At 70.3% G+C, this 20,084-nt stretch carries 20 protein-coding genes and 1 pseudogene; 13 read left to right on the top strand and 8 right to left on the bottom strand.

Annotation, left to right across the window (positions count from 1 at the left end):
• Nucleotides 1–118: 118 nt before the first annotated feature.
• Nucleotides 119–463 (bottom strand): DoxX family protein, encoded by a 345-nt coding sequence (locus tag ACFVW6_RS27465; RefSeq protein ID WP_355271886.1) that lies wholly within the window; start codon nucleotides 461–463, stop codon nucleotides 119–121.
• 80 nt (nucleotides 464–543) lie between these two features.
• On the opposite strand from ACFVW6_RS27465, the gene ACFVW6_RS27470 reads away from it, so the two are divergent.
• A complete protein-coding gene (locus ACFVW6_RS27470) occupies nucleotides 544–1,422 on the top strand; it encodes a sigma-70 family RNA polymerase sigma factor (RefSeq protein ID WP_378826079.1) in 879 nt (292 codons plus the stop codon).
• 102 nt (nucleotides 1,423–1,524) lie between these two features.
• Here ACFVW6_RS27470 and ACFVW6_RS27475 read toward each other — a convergent pair whose 3' ends face one another.
• Nucleotides 1,525–2,001: an HAD-IIIC family phosphatase gene (locus tag ACFVW6_RS27475; protein WP_355271882.1), complete on the bottom strand. Its 477-nt coding sequence runs from the start codon at nucleotides 1,999–2,001 to the stop codon at nucleotides 1,525–1,527.
• Nucleotides 2,002–2,208: 207 nt separating this feature from the next.
• Between ACFVW6_RS27475 and ACFVW6_RS27480 the strand changes: the two genes are divergently transcribed.
• On the top strand, nucleotides 2,209–3,432 hold the full coding sequence (locus ACFVW6_RS27480; RefSeq protein WP_365011566.1) for a helix-turn-helix domain-containing protein: 1,224 nt from the start codon (nucleotides 2,209–2,211) through the stop codon (nucleotides 3,430–3,432).
• Nucleotides 3,433–3,491: 59 nt separating this feature from the next.
• On the opposite strand, the gene ACFVW6_RS27485 is transcribed toward ACFVW6_RS27480, so the two are convergent.
• The 3 genes and pseudogenes from ACFVW6_RS27485 to ACFVW6_RS27495 all read right to left on the bottom strand — a co-directional run bounded on the left by ACFVW6_RS27485 (nucleotide 3,492) and on the right by ACFVW6_RS27495 (nucleotide 7,820).
• Nucleotides 3,492–4,679 carry an alpha/beta fold hydrolase gene (locus ACFVW6_RS27485; protein WP_355271880.1) on the bottom strand — a complete coding sequence of 396 codons (1,188 nt, stop codon included), beginning with the start codon at nucleotides 4,677–4,679 and terminating at the stop codon, nucleotides 3,492–3,494.
• A gap of 318 nt (nucleotides 4,680–4,997) precedes the next feature.
• Nucleotides 4,998–6,365 (bottom strand): lipase family protein, encoded by a 1,368-nt coding sequence (locus ACFVW6_RS27490; RefSeq protein ID WP_378826083.1) that lies wholly within the window; start codon nucleotides 6,363–6,365, stop codon nucleotides 4,998–5,000.
• 236 nt (nucleotides 6,366–6,601) lie between these two features.
• Nucleotides 6,602–7,820 (bottom strand): annotated as a pseudogene (locus tag ACFVW6_RS27495) (lipase family protein).
• A 295-nt stretch (nucleotides 7,821–8,115) separates the two neighbouring features.
• Here ACFVW6_RS27495 and ACFVW6_RS27500 point away from each other — a divergent pair.
• From ACFVW6_RS27500 to ACFVW6_RS27515, 4 genes are all read left to right on the top strand, one after another.
• Nucleotides 8,116–8,367, top strand: coding sequence for a hypothetical protein (locus ACFVW6_RS27500; RefSeq protein WP_355271875.1), 252 nt, complete (start codon nucleotides 8,116–8,118; stop codon nucleotides 8,365–8,367).
• Nucleotides 8,368–8,456: 89 nt separating this feature from the next.
• A complete protein-coding gene (locus tag ACFVW6_RS27505) occupies nucleotides 8,457–8,951 on the top strand; it encodes a DUF2599 domain-containing protein (protein WP_378826086.1) in 495 nt (164 codons plus the stop codon).
• A gap of 32 nt (nucleotides 8,952–8,983) precedes the next feature.
• Nucleotides 8,984–9,640, top strand: a complete 657-nt coding sequence (locus tag ACFVW6_RS27510; RefSeq protein WP_378826088.1) for an SDR family oxidoreductase — start codon at nucleotides 8,984–8,986, stop codon at nucleotides 9,638–9,640.
• A gap of 349 nt (nucleotides 9,641–9,989) precedes the next feature.
• Nucleotides 9,990–10,244 (top strand): hypothetical protein, encoded by a 255-nt coding sequence (locus ACFVW6_RS27515; RefSeq protein WP_218720037.1) that lies wholly within the window; start codon nucleotides 9,990–9,992, stop codon nucleotides 10,242–10,244.
• A gap of 53 nt (nucleotides 10,245–10,297) precedes the next feature.
• Here ACFVW6_RS27515 and ACFVW6_RS27520 read toward each other — a convergent pair whose 3' ends face one another.
• Both ACFVW6_RS27520 and ACFVW6_RS27525 read right to left on the bottom strand, forming a co-directional pair.
• Nucleotides 10,298–11,182, bottom strand: coding sequence for a helix-turn-helix transcriptional regulator (locus tag ACFVW6_RS27520; protein WP_357347309.1), 885 nt, complete (start codon nucleotides 11,180–11,182; stop codon nucleotides 10,298–10,300).
• Between the two features lie 18 nt (nucleotides 11,183–11,200).
• Nucleotides 11,201–11,425: a DUF397 domain-containing protein gene (locus ACFVW6_RS27525; RefSeq protein WP_218720531.1), complete on the bottom strand. Its 225-nt coding sequence runs from the start codon at nucleotides 11,423–11,425 to the stop codon at nucleotides 11,201–11,203.
• A gap of 363 nt (nucleotides 11,426–11,788) precedes the next feature.
• On the opposite strand from ACFVW6_RS27525, the gene ACFVW6_RS27530 reads away from it, so the two are divergent.
• The 6 genes from ACFVW6_RS27530 to ACFVW6_RS27555 all read left to right on the top strand — a co-directional run bounded on the left by ACFVW6_RS27530 (nucleotide 11,789) and on the right by ACFVW6_RS27555 (nucleotide 17,892).
• Nucleotides 11,789–12,022 (top strand): hypothetical protein, encoded by a 234-nt coding sequence (locus tag ACFVW6_RS27530; protein WP_355271868.1) that lies wholly within the window; start codon nucleotides 11,789–11,791, stop codon nucleotides 12,020–12,022.
• 89 nt (nucleotides 12,023–12,111) lie between these two features.
• Nucleotides 12,112–12,546: a CBS domain-containing protein gene (locus tag ACFVW6_RS27535; protein ID WP_355271866.1), complete on the top strand. Its 435-nt coding sequence runs from the start codon at nucleotides 12,112–12,114 to the stop codon at nucleotides 12,544–12,546.
• A 73-nt stretch (nucleotides 12,547–12,619) separates the two neighbouring features.
• Nucleotides 12,620–13,897: an aminotransferase class V-fold PLP-dependent enzyme gene (locus ACFVW6_RS27540; RefSeq protein ID WP_378826092.1), complete on the top strand. Its 1,278-nt coding sequence runs from the start codon at nucleotides 12,620–12,622 to the stop codon at nucleotides 13,895–13,897.
• A gap of 31 nt (nucleotides 13,898–13,928) precedes the next feature.
• A complete protein-coding gene (locus ACFVW6_RS27545) occupies nucleotides 13,929–15,179 on the top strand; it encodes a heavy-metal-associated domain-containing protein (protein ID WP_378826094.1) in 1,251 nt (416 codons plus the stop codon).
• Nucleotides 15,176–16,573 carry an alanine racemase gene (locus ACFVW6_RS27550; protein ID WP_378826096.1) on the top strand — a complete coding sequence of 466 codons (1,398 nt, stop codon included), beginning with the start codon at nucleotides 15,176–15,178 and terminating at the stop codon, nucleotides 16,571–16,573. Before ACFVW6_RS27545 ends, ACFVW6_RS27550 begins: the two co-directional genes overlap by 4 nt.
• Nucleotides 16,573–17,892, top strand: coding sequence for a pyridoxal-phosphate dependent enzyme (locus ACFVW6_RS27555; protein ID WP_378826098.1), 1,320 nt, complete (start codon nucleotides 16,573–16,575; stop codon nucleotides 17,890–17,892). Before ACFVW6_RS27550 ends, ACFVW6_RS27555 begins: the two co-directional genes overlap by 1 nt.
• Here the strand turns inward: ACFVW6_RS27555 and ACFVW6_RS27560 are convergent, their stop codons facing one another.
• Nucleotides 17,893–19,380, bottom strand: a complete 1,488-nt coding sequence (locus ACFVW6_RS27560) for a condensation domain-containing protein (RefSeq protein WP_378826100.1) — start codon at nucleotides 19,378–19,380, stop codon at nucleotides 17,893–17,895.
• 254 nt (nucleotides 19,381–19,634) lie between these two features.
• Between ACFVW6_RS27560 and ACFVW6_RS27565 the strand changes: the two genes are divergently transcribed.
• The gene (locus ACFVW6_RS27565; RefSeq protein WP_355271856.1) at nucleotides 19,635–20,024 is read left to right on the top strand and encodes a cold shock domain-containing protein; all 390 of its coding nucleotides are present in this window, start codon (nucleotides 19,635–19,637) and stop codon (nucleotides 20,022–20,024) included.
• Nucleotides 20,025–20,084 lie beyond the last annotated feature (60 nt).

Consider the following 20,084-nt stretch of genomic DNA (forward strand, 5'->3'; position numbering starts at 1 on the left):
CACCCGGGGCCACACCACCCCCCGGCCCCTTCTCCGGGGTCCGCCGGGGGGGTAATACCCCGGGCCCCTGCCCTCCCCCGCGGGGGGGGCGCGCCCGCCGGGGCCCCCCACCACCGCCTCAGGCGAGAGCCAGCGCCAGCGAGCCCGCGGCGAGCAGCAGGTACGGCAGCGGATAGCCGAGGTCGGTGTAGGCGCGGGCACGCAGGACGGTCAGTTCGGCGCAGAGGAAATACAGCACCAGCCCCGCCGCCGCGGCGATCGCCAGCGGCCGCGAGGCCAGCCCGGCCAGCAAGGCCAGCCCACCGACCGCCTTGATCGCCGCCAGCGGGGTCAGCGTCCACGGTGCGACGCCGTAGCGGCGCATGTTCTCGCGGACCCAGTCGGCGCGGACGACATCGACCGCGGCGGCGATCAGTGCGGCCAGGGCGGCGAGCACGGTGACGATGACGAAGCTCGTGTGCATGAGTGGGTTCCTCCGGTCTACGGTGAGCGACGGCGACCGCCGTCGATCCGATGACGAACGGGCCGGCCGAAAGGTGACCGATGCACGCGGATGCGCTCGCGCTCGCCTTCGAACAGCGCCGTGACCGGCTGCGCGGCGTCGCCTACCGGATGCTGGGCACCGCCGCCGAGGCCGAGGACGCCGTTCAGGAGGCGTGGCTGCGGCTGGACCGCGTCGCCGCAACCGAGATCGGCAATCTCGACGGCTGGCTGACCACCGTCGTCTCCCGGATCTGCCTGGATCAGCTGCGCGTCCGGGCCCAGCGCGCGGAGACCGCCGAGTCGGCCGTCGACGCACCCGCCGTCGGTCCCGGGGCCGACCCCGAGGACGACGCGCTGCTGGCCGACGCGGTCGGGCGCGCGCTGCTCGTCGTCCTCGACGTGCTCGGACCGGAAGAACGCGTCGCGTTCGTGCTGCACGACCTGTTCGCCGTACCCTTCGCCGACCTCGCCCCGATTCTGGGGCGGACACCGGCGACGACCAAGAAGCTGGCCAGCCGGGCCAGGCAGCGCGTCCACGCACCGGCCCGGATCGGCCCGGCGGACCTCACGGCGCAGCGGGCCGTGGTGACCGCGTTCCTGAAGGCGGCGCGTGAGGGTGACCTCGACGAACTCCTCGCCGTGCTGGCGCCCGATGTGGTGCGCTCGGCCGATCCGGCGGCACTGCCACCCGGCATGGCCGCCCTGGTGCGGGGCGCGGCCGCGGTCGCCGAGGGAACGGTCGTGCTGCGGCAGCGCTCGCGCGAGGCGGTCGTGGTGCTCGTCGACGGTCGGCCCGGACTCGCCGTGGTGCGGGCGGGCCGGGCGCTGTTCGTGGTCACCTTCACGGTCCGCGACGCGCGGATCGCCGCCTACGACGTGGTCGCCGACCCGGCCCGACTGGCCGGTCTCACCGTGTCGCTGCTGCCGGAAGAGTCCTGATCCACTGCCCCGCGTCCGATTTCGGCACACTGTGCACGATTGCATGCCGTGCGGAGCCGCATGGCATGCGAGAACGCAGCGCGCGCAAGCGGACTCGGGTCGTCAGAGCGCCGGGACGCGCGCGAAGCCCAGCGGCGGGGTCGGGACCGGGCCCGAGCGCAGGTCGTGCCGGAAATCGGGCAGCAGCGGCAGCATGTCCACATTGCGCGCGGCATAGCAGCGCACCATCGGCAGCGCCCGCGATACCTCGGCGCGTTCCACCGGCTCGGCGTCGACGAACGCCATTCCCTCCAGCCCGAGGCCGAGGGTGTCGGCGACCCGCACGATCGAGGCCGACTTGCGGCCCCAGCCCACCTCGACCGCCGAGAACATCTCGTAGAGGCCGTGCCGGTAGAGCGTGCGCAGGGTACGAGAACGATCACCACGTGCCGCGACGGCATGCAGCACTCCGCGCTCGCTCAGCTTGGTGAGCGTACGCAGTGCCTGCGGGCGCAGCGTGGTGCTGGTCGAGTCGTGGACCACGCCGTCCCACAGGGTTTCGTCCAGTTCCCAGACCAGACAACGGACGGCAGGTCGCATGGTGCCCCTATCGGTTCGTTCCGGCGCGGAGAACTCTACAACCACTCATAGCGATGGACCAGACTTGTGACCGCTCACCAAGCAGGCAAGCAAGCATGGGTCCGCGACCCATAACCTGACGTTCCATTCCGGCATCGCCGCGGGTTGGCTAGGGTGAAGTCGCTGGACAGCGGGGGCAGAGCCGCAAGATGGGCGAAGGGAACACAGATGTCCGTTGAGAATCCACCCCGGCAATCGCTGACCATCTCCGGTCAGCCGATGTCGTCGCCGCTGAAGGACGTGCGCGCCCTGTCACGGCAGATGGTCGGCCACTTCGTCGCCAATGTCGTCCCCTGCGGCACCCTGCCCGGCGACGCGATCACCGGCGACGTCACCACCATTACGCGGATCTGCCTGGAATTCGCCGTCAGCATGCTCGACGGCCGCGACATCCCCAACAAGCTCCAGCGCCTGCAGGACGCGGCCAGCGGCTGGGCCCGCGAGGGCGTGCCGATCGACACCATCCACCACTCGATCGCCGAGGGTTTCAAGATCGGCCTCGACCTGGTGGTCGCCAACGCGTCGGTGAAGGACTACGACAACCTCGTCGACGGCGTGAAGATGGTGATGGAGATGCTCGACACCATCACCGCCCAGGTGTCGCTGGCCTACGTGCGGGAACTGCGCGGCGTGGTCAGCGAGCACCACACCGCCGTGCACACGCTCACCTCGGCGCTGCTCGGCGGTCACAGCACCTCGACGATGGCCCGCGAGTGCGGAATCGCGATCGCCGAGACGTACGCCGTTCTGGCCCTGGCGATCCCGCCGCATCGGGAAGAGGCCAACCCGGCCCTCGACGCGCAGGTCGTCGCGCGGCGCAAGCTGCGCCGGGTGCAGGCCGAACTGGCCAAGCGGTGTGGCGATTCGGCGCTGTCGCTGCTCAGCGTCGACGGTGGCACGGTGCTCATCCCGGCGGGCACCTTCGATCGCGACGGTCTGGCCGCCCTCGTCGCCCAGCTCTCGCAGGCGGCGCAGGTCGGCATCACCGCGGCGTTGGTCGAGACCAGCACGACCGGCGTTCCCGACGCCGCCGATCAGGCCCACGAACTGCTCGACATGGTCCAGCGGCTCGAGGTCACCTCGGGGCTGTACCGCTTCGACGAGCTGGCCCTCGAATACCAGCTGACCCGCCCCGGCCCCGGCCGGGAGTTCCTCGGTTCGCTGCTCGACCCGCTGGACCAGTACCCCGAGCTGCTGGAGACACTGCAGCGCCACATCGCCAACAATCTCAATCGCCAGCGCACCGCCCGGGTGCTGCATGTGCACACCAACACCGTCGACTACCGGCTCAAGCGGATCGGCCAGCTCACCGGTTTCGACCCGACCCAGCCGTCGGGCCTGTGGTACCTGCGCTCGGCACTCGTGGCCCGCAGCTACCGCTCGGCAGTCTGACCGACCCAGGAAACGCCGAAGGCGCTGTCCGCGATCGCGGACAGCGCCTTCGTGTCGTCTCACAGGGAGCCACCACCCCCGACCAGCCAGGGGTTGAACTCGCAGACCAGGTTCGGGCTGCTCGCGGGATCGAGGGCCCGCAGCGCGATCGATAGCGCCCGCGGGGAGTACATCATCGTCAGATGATCGGAGACGTCCTGCTCACAGCCCTCCTGCAGGGTGATGTTGGTGACGGTGGCGCCCGGCCCCGGCTTCAGGAACGTCAGGTCGTAGGGGTTGGTGATCTCGTCGTAGCGGGTGCCGACGACGGTGTAGTCGACCCCGGCGACGGTGTCACCGTTGGCGTTGAGCTGGTTGACGAAGTCCGACCCGATCGTCTGCTGGATACCGGCGTGCCCGACGAAGATCTCGATCAGGCCCAGGATGTCGATGCCGGCGTTGTTGATCATGCGGCCCAGCGCGCCGATACCGTCCAGGCTGGTGCCGTGGTGGGTGGCACCGTAGGTGACCAGGTTCTTCACCTTGGCCGCGCCGCCGTCGAACTTGGTGTACCAGTTGGCCAGGGCGCCGCCCTGGGAGTGGGCGATGATGTCGACCTCGCCGGCGCCCGTGGCCGCGAGCACGCGATCGACGAAGGTGGCGACCTGCTTGGACGAGTCCTGGATGTAGCCGGTGCCCATGACGCCGGGCAGCAGCGATCCGAGACCGCCGCCTTCGACCAGGCCGGAACGGCCGTAGTTGAAGGTGAAGGTGCAGTAGCCGGCGTCCTTGATCGGCTGACCCATGTAGGCGTAGCCGTTGTAGGCGTTCATCCAGGTGCCGTGCAGCAGCACCACCGGACGCGGATGTTCGGCGGTCGGCTTGCAGTTCCAATCATTGGCCCCGGGCGGCGCGGCGTCGCCGTTGCCGAGTCCGTAGGCGAACGCGGCCAGCCAGGACGTCTGTGCCGGGCCGTAACCGATGGTGTCGGTGGACTTTCCACCGGAGGAGCCCGAACTGGACCCGGAACCGCCGTAGCAGTTGCCCGAACCGTTCCCGGACCCGGCGCCGCTGCCGGAGGTGCAGGCCGAACCGCTACCGGGCCCGGCCACTTCGCGGCCTGCGGTGATGATGTCGGCGAGGGCCTGCTCGGAGGGCGCCGGGTCGGGGGACGCCGCCGCCCCCGGACCCGTGAGCGCGACAGCGAGCGCGCCGACGCCGGTGAGCACCGCCGTCTGTAGCGTCCGTCTGCGACTGGGAGATTTCATCGTTGGCGTATCTTCCTGTGCGATTCGAGAAATACGAATGGCTTGTGTCGAAACCGCCACGAACATAAGGCCCGAAAATCCCGGTCTTTCCGCCGTTTACGGGTTTCTGGACAGGTCACCACCGGTTGTCGAAAACCCCCATGAGGGGGCACAGGAATTCTTCGGCTACCCGGACCGCGAGGCGGCCCCGGTCACCCTCTGGCGCGTTTCACCAGCACCGACCGGCTGTCATCGCACCCCACCCGGGCATTCCCCGGGCCCGCTGAACGTTCACAGCATTTCCCGCGAAAAACGCAGAGGGTTCCCAGTTCCGCCGAGTCAGCATTCCGTGCGAGCGGCTACTCCCTGCAATCGCTCGTCGAGCCAGAGCATCGCCTCCGGATATCCGGTGACCGCGCCGATCACATGCTCACCGAAGACGCTCCGGTACACCGCGTTCGCGCCGAGTGCGCACTGTTCGTTGTACAGATTGCGGGCGCCCGCGGCGGGGATCCAGAACTCCTGCTCGCCGTTGTAGATGTAGAGCGGTGTGGCCGAGCGCATTCCGGCCATCCGGGTGATCTCGTAGATCCGCTCGGCCAGGTCCGACCGCAGGGGGTCGGGGATGTTCGCGCCGACATCGATGGGCAGGTGCAGGATGCCGGGAACGGCGAACACGCTGACGCACTGGTCCTTCATCACCGAGGTGGCCACCCAGCGCGCGAGGTTGTTCATCGCGGCCAGGATCTCGGGGCGCTCCCGGCCGATCGCGAAGGTGGCCGCCATGAAGATCCCGGAGGCGAGGTTGGCGTTCATGCTGCGCGAGAGGATCTCGAAATCGGCGGGCACGCCGCCCAGGGCCGCGCCGACGATCACGTCCGCGAGTTCCGGTGCGTAGGAACCGATCAGCTTGGCCGCGCCGTGGGTGGCGATGGCCCCGCCCGAGTAGCCGGTCATCGCGAATCGGCTCGCGCCGAACGCCGCCGGGTCGACGCCGCGCACCGCCCGGATCCCGTCGAGCACCGCGTGCCCGGCGACATAGGGTTCCGCGTAGGCCATCCACGGGCCCTCGTGATCGGGGACCAGGACCGCGTACCCGCGCAGGGCCGCCAATTGGGTGGTCGGCGGGAAGAACTCGGTCATGCTGGAGTGCAGGTTGAGGCCGTGCGAGAGCGTGTAGCCCGGCGTGCACTCCCGACCCAGCGCATCGATCGGCAGATTGTTGACCAGGACCGGCCGGTCGCCGGGACCGGTCCAGTCGGTGGCGGGCACGAGCAGCGTCGCGGTGGCGAAGGACGGACGTCCCTGCGAATCGTCGGTCCGGTACTTGAGCAGGGTGGCCGACCGCAGTGGCACCAGCGTCAACGGGCCCGCGGTGGCGAGGATGTCGCGGGTCGCGATGATGTCGCCCGGCGCGAGATCGGCCAGCCCGTCGGGCCAGTGGTCGAACATGGCGTCCCCGACCGCCGCGGGCAGGACCGCCGCTCGCAGCGCGGCGAGTTCGGCCGCCGGGTCGGTGGCCGTCCCGCCCGACGGCTGGATCGGTGACGGCAGCACCTGATCGATCCAGCGTTGCAGATCGGGCAGGAAGCCCGGCGTACCCGGGTGCGGCACCGGGAATTCCGGGGTGGGTTCGGCGGCGGCGGTGCCGACGGCGAACGAACAGAGCAGCAGAATCGAGCAGAACAGCACACGGACAGATCGCATGGCACACACGCCTTCGGGTGGCAACGTCGGAATCGTCTCTGACGTGCGGCGATGCGGTGCTTCGTCTCCCGCCGAACCTCCCCGAACGCGCCCTCGTCAGTCCACTGACGGTACGCCGGAACCCCCCGGCCGGATCGGCGTCGTGCCCGAGTCGTGACGCAATGCGGCTCGATCGCAACAACAATCGGCCCGGACCCGTGTCGGGGTGTGCGGATCCGGGCCGATCGCCACCGGGCTCAGCAGGTGCTGGGCGCCGGTTCCCCCTGCAGCCGCGCGTCGAGCCATCTCAGCGCGGAAGGCAGTCCGAGCACAGCTGCGGTCAGGTGGTCCGGGGTGGGCGTCGATTCGGTCACCACCGGGGTGCCCGCCGCGCACCAGCGGTGCGTGGTGGTGGTGATCGCGTCGACCGGGATCAGGCCGTCGATGGGCGAATGCCATTCGAAGACAGGCATCCTCGGCGTTCCGGGGTAGAGCTCGAGGCTGTTCTCCTCCACCACGGCGCGCGCCTCCGGGTCGTCGACCATCGAGGTCGTCGCGGCGAAATCGAGGATGCCCCGGCCCGCGCCCGCGCCGAGGATGTCGTTGGTGCACGCGTCGGCGATCGCGGCGCGGGCGGCCAGCCCGCGCGCGTTCATCTGCTCGCTGATCGGAAACCGTTGCGGATACTCCCGTTCCAGGCCGATGCCGGCCGCCAGCGCCAGACCGAACACCGGGTGCGAGCCGAAGCCGAGACCCTCGAGCATCGACACCAGGTTCATCGGCACCCCACCCATCGCGGCGCCCGCGATCTCGACGTCGGGCGCGTAGCTGGGCTGCAAGGCCGCTGCCCAGGCCGTCGCCATCCCGCCGCCGGAGTAACCCGCCATCGCGACCCGGCTCCCCGCGACCTGGAGTTCGTTCGTCGACCTTGCGGATCGCCCTGATCCCGTCGAGGGTCACCTGACCGCCCAATCTGGCCGCGCCGTAGGCGAAATCGGGGCCGAGGTGATCGGGCAGCGCCATCGTCCAGCCGCGCCGCAGGGCGAGGTTCCAGAAGACCGCTTCGCGCACCATGAGATTCGGGTCGTTCGTGTAGAGCACCTTGGAGACCGAGCAGCGCACGCCGAGGCCGTTGATGATGTGCTGGTAGGACAGCACCGGCTCGTCCCGGCGGTGGCCCGCCGGTTGCAGCACCGTCGTGGTCGCCGCGATCGGTTCGCCCGCGGAGTTGGTCGAGCGGAACTTCACCAGGGTGATCCTGGTGTCGGGGAACATCGCCAGCGGCGGCATCGGCCGCACGGCCAGCACGTCGCCCGGCTGCGCCGCCGACAGGTCGGCGGGCTGGGCGTAGAAGGGGTCGGGATCGGCGCTCGGGTAGAGCGGTGCGCTGTGCGCGGGGGCCACGCCGCCCACGGCCAGCACCAGCGCCACCCCCACCGCCGACACCGCGCGGCGCGGCCGAGCCCGTCGTGCCATGGCTTCCCAGATCATCCGGCGCTCCTCCCGTGTCGCTGCCGTCGAGACCGATACTTGCCGGTAGCGTGGCTCGTCGGTACCCCTGCGGACCTAGATCGGCGGAGCTCACAACCGGCGCGAATGCGGGTTGTGACCGGATTCAAGTCGACGGCGATTCTTGTCGGCCACCGCCCCGCCACGGCACCGGAGGGCTGTGAGATCTCCAGTGAATTCCAGAACATGTTCCACTCGATGGCCCGGGCCCTACCGTCGAGTAGGAAGGCGCCCACCAGCGCCGGGGTAGAAGGAGCACGCCATGATTCCCATCGACGAGAACATCGCCGCCACCGCCCATCGCGCCGACCGCACCGAGATACCGACCCGGCGGATCACGGTCTACTTCGACGGCGCGACCCCGCAGGACGCGCTGGTGCTGGAGTACGCGGCGACCCCCGCCGAGGCGTGGGAGTTCACCACCGCGGCGGTGCACGCCGGCCTGCTGGTGACCGTCGACGGGCAGGTCGGGCCCGAACTGCGCCGGCTCCCCTGCCGATCGCTGTGGCACTGAGCCCGTCGGCGCCGCCGCGCCCGCCGCACTAGGCTGGGCCGGGCGGCCGCGTCCCGGCCGCGCGCCAGGACGACAAGGAGGGGCGTCGCGTGATTCGGTGGCAGTTCCCGGCCGCACTCGTCGCCGTCGCGGTACTCGGCCTCACCGCCTGTGCCACGACCGCCGCCGACGAGCCGGTCACGGCCACACCGTCGACAACAACGACGCCGCCCCGCTCGACCAGCAAGCCGCCGGTCACCCTCGCACCGCCGACGCCGACGGTCGACCCGTATGCCGGGCTGCCGTTGATCGACCATGTCACCTGGACCGACACCGTCGACGGCGCACGCCTGCTCGTCGTACCGACCGTCGCGGGCCGACGCACCGCCGCGCCGGGCACCGACGAACTCGCCTGGCAGGAGGTCCTGGCCCTGGACGCCGACGCCGACGCGCCGGGGATGCGGGACCAGTTCGTCTGCCACTGGGTGTGGGCGAGGATGGTGGCGCCGGACAAGCCGAGCTGGAATCTCGAACCGTGGCGGCCCGCCGTCGGCTATTCGGCCACGGTGTCGGCGAACTGCAATCCCGGTGGCCCGGAGCGCTGAGGGCCGTCGATCCGTTCGAAAGGAGCACTCGCATGCGCATCGTCGTCGCCGGTGGACACGGCAAGATCGCCCTGCTGCTGGCATCGTCGCTCACCCGCCGCGGTGATCAGGTCCACGCGCTCATCCGCCGCCCCGATCAGGCCGCCGACATCGCCGCGACCGGCGGCGTCCCGGTCATCTTCGACATGGAGCGCGACACTCCCGCCGACCTCGCCGCCGCGGTCGCCGGCTCGGACGCGGTGGTCTTCGCCGCGGGCGCGGGCCCCGGCAGCGGCGTCGAGCGCAAGTACACCGTCGACCTCGGCGGCTCGGTGCAGCTCGCCGACGCCGCCGAGCGGACCGGCGTCCGGCGTTTCGTGCAGATCTCCACCATGGGCGCCGGCGCGCCACCGGCCCCGGGGACCGACGAGGTCTGGGCCGCCTATATCGATGCCAAGACCCGCGCGGAGGACGACCTGCGCTCCCGCGCGCTGGACTGGACGATCCTGCGGCCCGGCATGCTCACCGACGACGCAGGCAACGGTCTGGTCACGCTCGGATCGCCGCCGATCGGGCGCGGTCCGATTCCCCGCGCCGACGTCGCCGCGACGCTCGCGTCGATCTTGGTCGCGGACAACACTTTTCGGCACACACTGGAAGTGGTTTCCGGTCCGGAGCCGATTGCGTCGGCCGTGTCGGCAATTCGATAGCCGAAAATTAACTATCCCAACAGCATTCGGCCGAGGAGTCGATTTCCGGTGACCGGCGGCACCCTTTTCACCACCCCGTGGAACAGGCCAGCCGCCGGTCACGGCGTTATCCACCCATCGCCCGCCGTGAACACGGTGGCGTCACCCCGGATTCGCCGCTCAGAAGCCGGGAAAAGCGCTGCATCGAGACGGAATCGATCGTGCAGATGTGCTTGCATTTGAAACTTGCCCCGTCCTAAACTCAGGGCCGCAACACAATTCAGGGGATAGTCAGGGGAGGCCGCGAGCGGCACACCTGGGGCTAGGTTTGCCTTGGGTTTGCCACTGCCTAAACACAGGGGCGTTCACCATGAACAACACCAACGGCCGTTTCGGCCTCGCTGATCGCGCAGCGACGACCCACCCCGTCACCGCAGGGTGCTCCAGGGAAACAGCGGTCGCCTATGTCATCGACGCGGTGGAATCCACCGGCGCGGCGACACGCAACGATTTCGATATCGACCGGATCGTGACCACCGCGCACGAATTGGCCGACGACTGGGATCTGCAGACGCTGACCCCCGACACCTTCTGGCGGATCGCCGCGGGCTGCATCCGCTACTGAATCACCGACCCGGACCGGGCGCCGTCCTCGGCGCCCGGTAGCGGTGTCTCGCCTCAGGCCCGCTCGGCGTAGTCGAGCAGGATCTCGCGCGAGCGATCCGGTCGCGCGGCCTGGACACTGAGCTGGTCCATCACCGACAGGTACAGCGCCAGGTCCTGCCTGCGCTCGAGGTACAGCGCGCTGGTGAGCTGCTCGAGGTAGACGATGTCGGGCAGTTCGGGCTCGGCGAAGCGCAGAATACTGAAGGAACTGCCCGCGGCGGCGTGCCCGCCGGCCGAGTACGGCAGCACCTGCACGGTCACGTTCGGCATCGTCGACAGCTGGGCCAGGTAGCGCAGCTGCGCGCGATGCACCTCGCGCCCACCGATCGGGCGGTGCAGCACGGCCTCGTCGATGACCGCCCACACCACCGGCGGGTCCACCCGGCGCAGCACGTCCTGGCGGAGCTGGCGGACCTGCACCCGGCGCTCGGTATCGGCGTCGTCGAACCCGAGGGTCACGATCGCCCGCGTGTACTCCGGGGTCTGCAGCAGGCCGGGCACCAGCTGGGCCTCGTAGGTGCGGATCTGGCTGGCCGCCTGCTCGAGCCCGAGGTAGGTACTGAACCACGAGGGCAGCAGGTCGCTGTAGCGATGCCACCAGCCGGGTTCACTTGCCTGCCGGGCCAGTTCGAAGAAGGACTCACGCTCGCGGGTGTCGTGGACACCGTAGAGCGTGAGCAGGTCCCTGATATCGCGTTCCTTGAATCCGGTGCGTCCCAGTTCGAGCCGGCTGATCTTGGCGTGTGAGCCACGGATCGCGTCACCAGCCGCTTCGCGGGTGATGCCTTTGCTCTCGCGCAGTTTGCGCAACTGACCACCGAGGGCGATGCGCAGCACGGTGGGGCCGCGATCGACAACGGGTTGCACGCGACCGATCTCGTCGGGTTCAGCCGTCATGGCTGCCGATATTACCGATCACCGGGTCAAGTAGTCGAACTCTCCGGCCTTCGCGCCGCGGATGAAAGCGTCGATCTCGGGCCGGGTGTAGAAGATCACCGAGCCGTGCGGGTCGCGCGAGTTGCGTACGGCGACCGAACCGTCCGTCGCTTCGGCCACCTCGACACAGTTGCCGCTGGGGTTGCTGAAGGTGCTCTTGCGCCAGTCGCCGACGCCGGGGCGTTCCCGCTGATCATGGTGCATACCGGACACGTCACACTCCTCGTTCTCGATTGATGCCATCAGTACGAAAGTTGCAGATGCACGTACAAACGTTCTTGCATCTGCACGTCGCGATCGGGACATTAACACGGTTCACATGCGGTCGCACCGGTCGGTACTTACCCGACGACACGACCTGGGCGGCCGCTCGATCGGTGACGTCCAGTCCCCTGAATTCGCAAGCGCCACAACCCGATCAGGTGCCCGACACGTCCGAATTGACAGTGCAGATGTTCTTGCATCTGCAAACAACACCCCCGTAGACTCAGCCCACAAGATCACCGGAAGGGACGTCGGCAGCACCAGCCGGACGGGCCCTCCGCTGCCGGATGCGAGGGGACTCGGATGAGTACGCCGTTTCGAACACCCCGCAGGGTCTCGGCCGGTACCGCCGGCCTGGAGGTCCCGCGATACCTCGGCACGGCAGGCGCGGCCACCGGATCGTGTAGCGACGAGCCGCTCGGGCTCACCTACCGGCAGGCACGCGAGATGCTGCGTCAGCACGACGTGCACGGACCGCAGTGCAGGCAGTGGCTGGCCGCCGCGGCCTATCTCTCCGCCGGCTTGGACGACGAATAGCCGGTTGTAACGTCTTCGTGCTGGTCACAGCCGTGTCACCCGGGGCATCCTGGAGATGAAGAATCGGGCTCGACATGGGTGAGCGGCATATGCGTATAGCGGAGATCCTGCGCAACAAAGGCACGACGGTGACCACGGTGCCGCCGCAGACCACGGTGCGTGTCCTGCTCACCGTGCTGGCCGAGCACAATATCGGCGCGGTGGTGGTCTCCCCCGACGGCGCGGCTATCAGCGGGATCGTCTCCGAGCGCGATGTGGTCCGCCACCTCGCCCGGCTCGACGCCGCCGTGCTCGACCGGCCGGTCGCCGAGATCATGACCGACCGGGTCCGTACCTGCGGGCCCGAGGACCACGTCTCCTCGTTGCGCGAGATCATGACCGAGCATCGCGTCCGGCACATGCCCGTGGTCGAGGCGGGCCGGCTGGTCGGCATCGTCAGCATCGGCGACGTGGTGAAGAGCGAGATCACCGAACTGGCCGCCGAACGCGGGCACCTGGTCGACTACCTGCAGGGCAGGTACTGAGCCGGGGCCCGAAAAGCGTTGCCCGCGAGAATTCTTCGTCGGCCGTACCAGAAAAGTGCGTATCGTTGATCTGGTGCACCCCCTCCGGCCCGAGCTGACCGCCGTTCCGGCGCCGCGGCACGCGCCGACCCCGGTGCCCGCCACGATCCGTGACCGCTTCCCCGCGCTGGCCGATCCGGCCGTGGTGTATCTCGACAGCGCCGCGACCACGCAGAAGCCGGACACCGTGATCGCCGCCGTCACCGGCTATCACGCCGAGCACACGGCCAATGCCGGGCGCGGCACCTACAGCTGGGCGACGGCGCTGTCCGCGCGGATCGCCGCCGTCCGGTCCAGGGCCGCCGCGTTCGTCGGGGCGGCGCATCCCGACGAGATCGTGTTCACCGCCGGCGCGACCGCGGCGCTCGGCGCCGTCGCCCACAGCTGGGGGCTGGCCGTCCTCGACGACGGTGACGAGATCCTCTACAACCCCGCCGATCACGCGTCCAACGTGCTGCCCTGGCATCACCTGCGCGACACCCTGGCCCGGTTCGGGCGCCGGATCGTCCTGCGCCCCTACCGCAGCACCACGGCGGGCGAGGCCGACATCGACGACATCGCGGCCCAGGTGGGTCCGCGCACCCGGCTGATCACCACCAGCCATCTGCACCATGTCTACGGCGGGCTGACCACGCTCGAGGAACTGCGCGGCCGGATCGATCCGGAGATCCTGCTGTGCTTCGACTGCTCGCAGAGCGGCGGGCACCTGCCGGTCGACGTGCTCGACCTCGGCGCCGACTTCGCGGTGTTCGCCGGGCACAAGATGTTCGGCGCGCCCGGGATCGGGCTGCTGTACTGCCGGCGGCGGGTGCACGACCGGCTGCGGCCGTTCCTGCCCGGTGGCCATTCCGGGGTGCGGGTCGGCGACACCGGGCTGATCACCACCGGGATGCCGGAAATGCTCGAGGGCGGCACCTACAACATTCCCGGAATACTGTCCCTCGCACCGGCTTTCGACCTGCTCGACGAACTGGATCCGATCGCGATCGCCGCGCACAACCGGGAGCTCACGCTGCGGCTGATCGACGGGTTGCGGCCGCTGCCCGGTCTGGAGTTCCTGCCGGGGCCCGCCTACGCGGGGTGCGCGGTGGGGTACGGAATCGTCTCGTTCACCCTCGACGGGATCAGCGCCACCGATCTCGGTTTCGTGCTGGCCGACGCCGGTTTCCTGGTCCGCACCGGGGCGCACTGCGTGCCGGGCACCGAGCCCGGCGCGGATTCGGTGCGGGTGAGCACCCACCTCTACAACACCCTGGACGAGATCGATCGTTTCGTCGCCTGCGTGGCCGGCCTCGCCGGGCACGGGCGCTGACCATTTCCTGTCCCGAGCCGAGGAGGAACCCATGGGCACGCACCCCACGCAGCACTACGATCGGCGGGCCGCGTCCCGGGTACTGGCCGAGCTGGCCGCACCGGGACTGTTCGTGGCCGCCGAGCCGCCGTCACCGACCCGGATCACTGTCCGCGCCACCGCGTTACGCCCCGAGCCCGGCAGCGCGCTGACCCAGTCGCAGCGGATGTATCTGGAGCGGTTCATGCGGCCGTGCCGCCCCGACCAGGTCACCAGCGCGACCCATCGCATCACCTGGACCGACAGCGCGGGCGTGCCCAACACCGGGTATTTCCACACCGGGGGCGCCGGTCCCGAACTGGCCGTGGTGGCCAGGGAGACGGTACTGACGCTGTGGCGGGAGCTGGCCGCCTCGGGTCTGGCGGCACGCGCGGCGACGCTGCCCGCACCCGATCTCGCGGTGCTGGCGGGCACGACCACCGATCACGATCCGCACGAGATCTTCCGCGTCGGGGTGGAGGCCACCGGACGCGCGCTGACCCAGCACGGACTCATAGCGGCGGACACCCCGTACCGTGAGATCGTCGACTTCGCCAGGGGGCTGCGCGATTCCGGCATCTTCGCCGCCGTCGCGACGCGCTGGTTCTGGGAGCTGCAGGCCTCCACCTTCCGGCGCGGGATGATCCCGGTGCGCCTGGTCGCCCAGCCGGACGGGAGCGTGCGCTACACGGCCGACTCGATCGCGGTGCTGCGTGCCATGAAGGACGCCACCATCGCCGACGCGCACACGGTGATGCGCCGGGCGGTCACCGAGGAGGGTCTCGACACCGAGGCGGCGGTGACCAAGTACCACGACGAGCTGGATCTCGTCTCCCGGCAGTACGCCCTGCTGCCCGCGGGCGCGCGGCCCGCCTGCCTGGCGGCGGCGCCGCAGGCGGTCGGTGGGGCGGCGGTGCATGTGCTGGCCACCGTCGTCGACCGGTTCGTCGAGACCTTCGCCGCGCTGGCGGCCACGGTGGTGGTCGTCGAGGACACCGCCGAGCACGTCCCCGACGGTGCGCTGGGCGACGACGGCGTGTTCTACGTGCCCGACATGAGCTGCAAACACTGCGTCCGCACGATCACCGCGCTGCTCGAATCGATGGACATCCCGGTGGCCGAGGTCGATCTGGAGTCCAAGCGGGTGAGCGCGCGCATCCGCAGTCCACGCCATCGGTTCCGGGTGTTCGAGGCGCTGCGCGACGGCGGCTACAACCCGGTCGACGACGTGCCGGCGCAGGCGCCGGGCGCGGCGGTGGGATGACCCCGCCCGCCGTCCCCGCCGCGCTCCCCCCGCTGGTCGCCGAGTTCCTGGCCGATCGAACCGCCGTGCGGGCCGCGCTGGACCGCTACGGTTCGCCGCTGCACCTGCTGTTCCCCCAGGTCTTCGCGGCGAATCTGGCCGGGCTGCGCGGGGTGCTCGACGCGGGGGCCAGCCGGTACCGGATCTGCTACGCGCACAAGGTGAACCGTTCGGCCGCCTTCGCGCGGACCGCGGCGGCCGCGGGGATCTCCGTCGATGTCGCGTCGGCGCGGGAGCTGTCGGCAGCCCTGGCCGCCGGGTTCCCGGCCGAGCGGATCGAGGCGACCGGTCCCAAGGGCGTGGCCATGGTGCGCGCGGCGCTCGCGGCGGGCGTGACGGTCAATGTCGACAATCTGTGGGAGCTGTCGACGCTGGCCGACCTGGCGCGGACGACAGTCCCTGTCCTGCTGCGCATCTCGGGCTTCCCCGGGAGCGCACCGAGCCGCTTCGGTATCGATCTCACGGCCGTGGACGCCGCGTTCGACGTGCTCACCCGGCACCGCGATCGGTTGCGGCTGCGCGGTTTCGCGTTCCACCTCGACACCGCCGCCACCGCGGAACGCGTGCGAGCGGTCGCCGCGTGCCTGGATCTGGTCGAGCGCGCCTACGGCCACGATCTGACACCGACCGTGCTCGATATCGGCGGTGGGTTGCGTCAGGTGTTCACCGCCGACGCCGCGGGCTACGACGCCTATGATCACGCCTTGCGCGCGGGCCTGCTCGGCCGGGGCGAGGCGCTGCACTGGGGCAGTGCCTCCTTCGGCTATCACGTGTCCGGCGGTGCGGTCCACGGCGGACCGGTGTTCCACAAGTACGCCAATACCGAATCGGCCGCCGATATCCTCGCCGACCTGCTCGCGACGCCGCTGCCCGGACACGGCGGTCGCGGGCTCGGACAGGTCCTCGCCGACAATCTGCTGGAGCTGTGGCTCGAACCCGGCAAGGCACTGGTCGACCAGGCCGGAATCACCCTGGCCAGTGTCGAATTCGTCAAGCAGGCGGGCAACGGCGCGACCCTGGTGCATCTGGACCTGAGCCGCGACACGGTCACCGCCGCCGATCAGGAGGTACTCATCGACCCCGTGGTGCTCGCCGAACCCGCGCTCGCCGACCCCTGCGGGGTGTTCTTCGCCGGGCAGCTGTGCCTGGAGCGGGATCTGGTCACCCAGCGGAAGGTACGGGTGGCCGGGGTGCCCGCACCGGGTGATCCCGTACTGTTCGCCAATACCGGCGCCTATCACATGGATCTGTCCGCCGCGCAGGCCAGTATGCATCCGGTGGTGGCGAAAGTCGCTGTGCTGCACGGTGACAGCGGCTTCACGCTGAGCCACGACGCGGACTTCCGGGTGCCGTGATGGTCTACACCCACATCACCGAGCTCATCGGCAACACTCCCCTGCTGCGCCTCGACCCGGCGGTGCACGGGCTGGCCGGGGTCGAGCTGTACGCGAAACTGGAGTCGCACAATCCGTTCGGCTCGGTCAAGGACCGGGTCGCCTGGGCGATGATCCGCGCCGACGTGGACCGCATCGCCGCCGACGGGCAGTCGTTCATCGAGGCCTCCAGCGGCAACACCGCCAAGGCACTGCGGGTCCTCGGCGCGCTGCACGGCATCCCGCTGCGGGCGGTGACCAACAGGATCAGGGTGGGCGAGGTCAGGCAGCTGCTGCAACTGCTCGGCACCGAGATCGTGGAGCTGCCGGGCCTGTCCGAATGCCCGGATCCGCATGCGGCCGACGATGTCTCGGCGGTGATCGCGCAGACCACCGGCCAGGCCCCCGAGCGGTGGTTCCATCCGTCGCAGTACACCAACGAGCGCAATATCGACGCCCACCACGACGGCACCGGCACCGAGATCGCCGCCGATCTCGCCGCGGCGGGCATCGCGCATCTCGACTACCTCATCGGCGGGCTCGGCACCACCGGCTCCACCCGCGGCACCGCGACCGCGCTGCTCGCCCATCATCCGGGACTGCGCACCATCGGGGTGGTCTCGGACCGGTTCGACTTCATTCCCGGCATCCGCTCCGAGCGCGAGATGTGGGATGTCGGGTTGTTCCGGCCCGACTTCTACGACGACATCGTCACCGTCGATTCGGCCGCCGCCATCGATGCCACGCTCGCGCTGATCCACGGCTACGGGGTGCTCGCCGGGCCGACCAGCGGCGCGGGCTACGCCGCGGCCCTGCGCGCGCTGGCCGCCGCGCCGCGCCCGGACGACCGGCCCCTGGTCGCGGTCCTCATCGTGTGCGACCGGCTCGAGCCGTACCTGTCCTATATCGCCAAGCGCAGGCCGGATCTGTTCGGCACGGCGCCGGGCCCGGTCGCCCCCGGTCCCGACGACACCGCCGCCGCGCCCACGCTCACCCCGACGGCGCTGGCCGAGCTGGACCGCACCGGCAGGCCGACCGTCGTCGACACCCGCGGCGCGATGGCCTATCGGGTGGGGCACGTGCCCGGCGCGCTCAATATCCGCGACGATCAGCTCGACGAGATGCTCGCCCAGGGCATGCCGTTCCCGCGCTCCCGGCCGGTCGTGTTCGTGTGCCCGGTCGGCGAGACCTCGCTGCGCTTCGCCGCCCTGGCCCACCGCGCGGGCTACGACGCCTACAGCCTGGCCGGTGGCATCGTCGCCTGGCGCGACGCGGGTCATCCGCTCGAACGCGGCGGCTGATCAGACCAGCACCCGCGCCGCCCGGCGGACGCCGGCCAGGGACCGGCGGGTGCCGGTGGCCGCGAGCAGCGCGCCGAGCGGGCCACGATAGCCGTCGGCGAGGAGCCCGACGACGGCCCGGAACCGGGCGACGAACCGGTCGGCGGTCTCCTCGTCGAACCGGGCGACCGGGTACAGGAACGAGCCGTCGATACCGGCCGGGGCGCCGACCGGATCGTAGTGATCGGTCAGCCCGAACTCGAGATCGTGCTTGGCCCTGATCACACCGGTCGGCATCTCGGTGATCGAGAGCCCGTGGGCTGGAGCGGGTTCGGTGGCGGTGCGCGGCGCCTCGGCCCGCTGCAGGATCAACGTCGCCTGGAACAGCGGCAGCGCCGCGTCCTGGAGCAGGCAGCGCTTGAGCCGGGGATTGGGCGTGTCCGGGTGGGCGTAGGCGGCGAGCGCGACCCGGCGCACCTGGTCGACGAGCTCGTCGACGTCGCCTGCCCGGTCCAGCCGGACCCGCATGAGCACGTCGTCGGAGAAGTTGCCGACCAGGTCGTCGAGCAGGCGGTGATCACGCCCGGAGACCGCGGTGGCCACGGTGACGTCGGCGCTGCGGGCGAACGCGCCGACCGACACCGCGAACGCCGCCTGCAGGACCATGAACAGGCTCGCCCGCCGGTCCTGGGCCACGCGCAGCAGACCGGCATGGGTGCGCGCGTCGAACGAGATCGGCAGCAGCGCACCGGCGACCGGGTCGACCGGCGGCGACTGGGGTTCGCGCGCGGGCAGATCCAGCAGGGCGGGTCGGCCGGCCAGCGCGTTGGCCCAGTAGCGCAGCTGATGGGTCGCGCGGCTCCACTCGTCGGTGAACTCACCGAGCTGGGCGTGCTTCCACAGGGTGTAGTCGGTGTAGCTGACCGGCAGCGGCGACCACTCGGGCGCGGTACCGCCGCGGCACGCGAGATACGCGGTGACCAGGTCCCGGATCAGCGGGCCCAGCGAGCGGCCGTCGACCGAGATGTGGTGCACGACCAGGGCCAGCACGACGTCGTCGGGACCGACGACGAACACCCGCGCCCGCACCGGCGGCTCGCGGGTGAGATCGAAGGCCCGCGCCGACAGCGCGGCGACGGCCGCCGGGAGTTCCGCCTCGGGGACGGCGCATTCGGCGATGTCGAGGTGCAGATCCGCCGGGTCGACGACGTGCTGGGCCGGGCCGTACTCGGTCACCGGATAGATCGTGCGCAGCGGTTCGTGCCGGGCGACAAGGCATTCCAGCGCCGACCGCAGCGCGGCCCGGTCCACGTCGGCACCGCGCAGCCGCAGCGCCCGCGCGACATTCCAGTCCGCGGACCGGCCGAGCCGGGCGGCGTGCCACATGCGCTCCTGGGCGGGCGCCAGCGGCACATACGCCGGACGCGGCTGCGGCCCGAGCAGGACGACCGGCGGTACCGGCGGCCGGAAACACACCGCCGCCGACCCGTCCCGCGGCGCCGTCAGCACGCCGCGACCGTCCTCGTGGCCCCCCGACCTGATTCCCCGACCGGGGTCGAACACTCGCGACAACCTCCACGCCCGTACCAACAGATTCGGAACGCTAACGAGCGGATGTGAACTAACAGTTACCGGATTGTGACCACGTCCGGTCGGGCCGACCGGACCGCGACCCCGCGATGTCGCTGTCTGTCCGCTTTCCCGGAAAAACGCCCAAAAGCCGCGTTACAGTGGCGTCGGGAAGCGGAGCGAGGAGCTGGTCGGTGTCCATCGGGAAATTGGTGTCGTTCGACGGGTCACGGGGATTCGGGTTCATCCGGCCCGACGACGGCGGGCCCGATGTCTTCGTCCACGTCAACGACATCGGCCTCGACGAGGACGAATTGCGCCAGGGCAGACTCTTCGAATTCGATGTGACCGAGGGCGATCGCGGACCCAAGGCGATCAACCTCACCGCCGCGGGGCACACCGCGCCCGCGCCGAAGTCGCGCAAGGAGCGCGCGGGCGGCGACCGCCTCGGCGCCGAGGACCTGCGCCGACAGATCACCGAACTGCTGCTGGAAGCCTCCCCCGCGCTGACCGCGGCCGAGATCATCACCATTCGCGAGCGGTTCACCGCCTTCGCCGACGAGCACGGCTGGCTCGACAGCTGACCTCGCGCCTGCGCGGTCACCGCCGCCGGGCCACCTAGACTCCCGACTGATCCGGTAGCT

The organism is Nocardia sp. NPDC058244 (assembly GCF_042882065.1).
Lineage (GTDB): Bacteria > Actinomycetota > Actinomycetes > Mycobacteriales > Mycobacteriaceae > Nocardia.

What these genes read in the sequence shown, in the direction of transcription:
- ACFVW6_RS27490 (WP_378826083.1), bottom strand. Translation starts at nt 6,365, where the DNA reads ATGCGATCTGTCCGTGTGCTGTTCTGCTCGATTCTGCTGCTCTGTTCG.
- ACFVW6_RS27530 (WP_355271868.1), top strand. Translation starts at nt 11,789, where the DNA reads ATGAGTACGCCGTTTCGAACACCCCGCAGGGTCTCGGCCGGTACCGCC.
- ACFVW6_RS27500 (WP_355271875.1), top strand. Translation starts at nt 8,116, where the DNA reads ATGATTCCCATCGACGAGAACATCGCCGCCACCGCCCATCGCGCCGAC.
- ACFVW6_RS27475 (WP_355271882.1), bottom strand. Translation starts at nt 2,001, where the DNA reads ATGCGACCTGCCGTCCGTTGTCTGGTCTGGGAACTGGACGAAACCCTG.
- ACFVW6_RS27485 (WP_355271880.1), bottom strand. Translation starts at nt 4,679, where the DNA reads ATGAAATCTCCCAGTCGCAGACGGACGCTACAGACGGCGGTGCTCACC.
- ACFVW6_RS27545 (WP_378826094.1), top strand. Translation starts at nt 13,929, where the DNA reads ATGGGCACGCACCCCACGCAGCACTACGATCGGCGGGCCGCGTCCCGG.
- ACFVW6_RS27525 (WP_218720531.1), bottom strand. Translation starts at nt 11,425, where the DNA reads ATGCACCATGATCAGCGGGAACGCCCCGGCGTCGGCGACTGGCGCAAG.
- ACFVW6_RS27515 (WP_218720037.1), top strand. Translation starts at nt 9,990, where the DNA reads ATGAACAACACCAACGGCCGTTTCGGCCTCGCTGATCGCGCAGCGACG.
- ACFVW6_RS27480 (WP_365011566.1), top strand. Translation starts at nt 2,209, where the DNA reads ATGTCCGTTGAGAATCCACCCCGGCAATCGCTGACCATCTCCGGTCAG.
- ACFVW6_RS27465 (WP_355271886.1), bottom strand. Translation starts at nt 463, where the DNA reads ATGCACACGAGCTTCGTCATCGTCACCGTGCTCGCCGCCCTGGCCGCA.
- ACFVW6_RS27470 (WP_378826079.1), top strand. Translation starts at nt 544, where the DNA reads ATGCACGCGGATGCGCTCGCGCTCGCCTTCGAACAGCGCCGTGACCGG.
- ACFVW6_RS27550 (WP_378826096.1), top strand. Translation starts at nt 15,176, where the DNA reads ATGACCCCGCCCGCCGTCCCCGCCGCGCTCCCCCCGCTGGTCGCCGAG.
- ACFVW6_RS27555 (WP_378826098.1), top strand. Translation starts at nt 16,573, where the DNA reads ATGGTCTACACCCACATCACCGAGCTCATCGGCAACACTCCCCTGCTG.
- ACFVW6_RS27535 (WP_355271866.1), top strand. Translation starts at nt 12,112, where the DNA reads ATGCGTATAGCGGAGATCCTGCGCAACAAAGGCACGACGGTGACCACG.
- ACFVW6_RS27510 (WP_378826088.1), top strand. Translation starts at nt 8,984, where the DNA reads ATGCGCATCGTCGTCGCCGGTGGACACGGCAAGATCGCCCTGCTGCTG.
- ACFVW6_RS27520 (WP_357347309.1), bottom strand. Translation starts at nt 11,182, where the DNA reads ATGACGGCTGAACCCGACGAGATCGGTCGCGTGCAACCCGTTGTCGAT.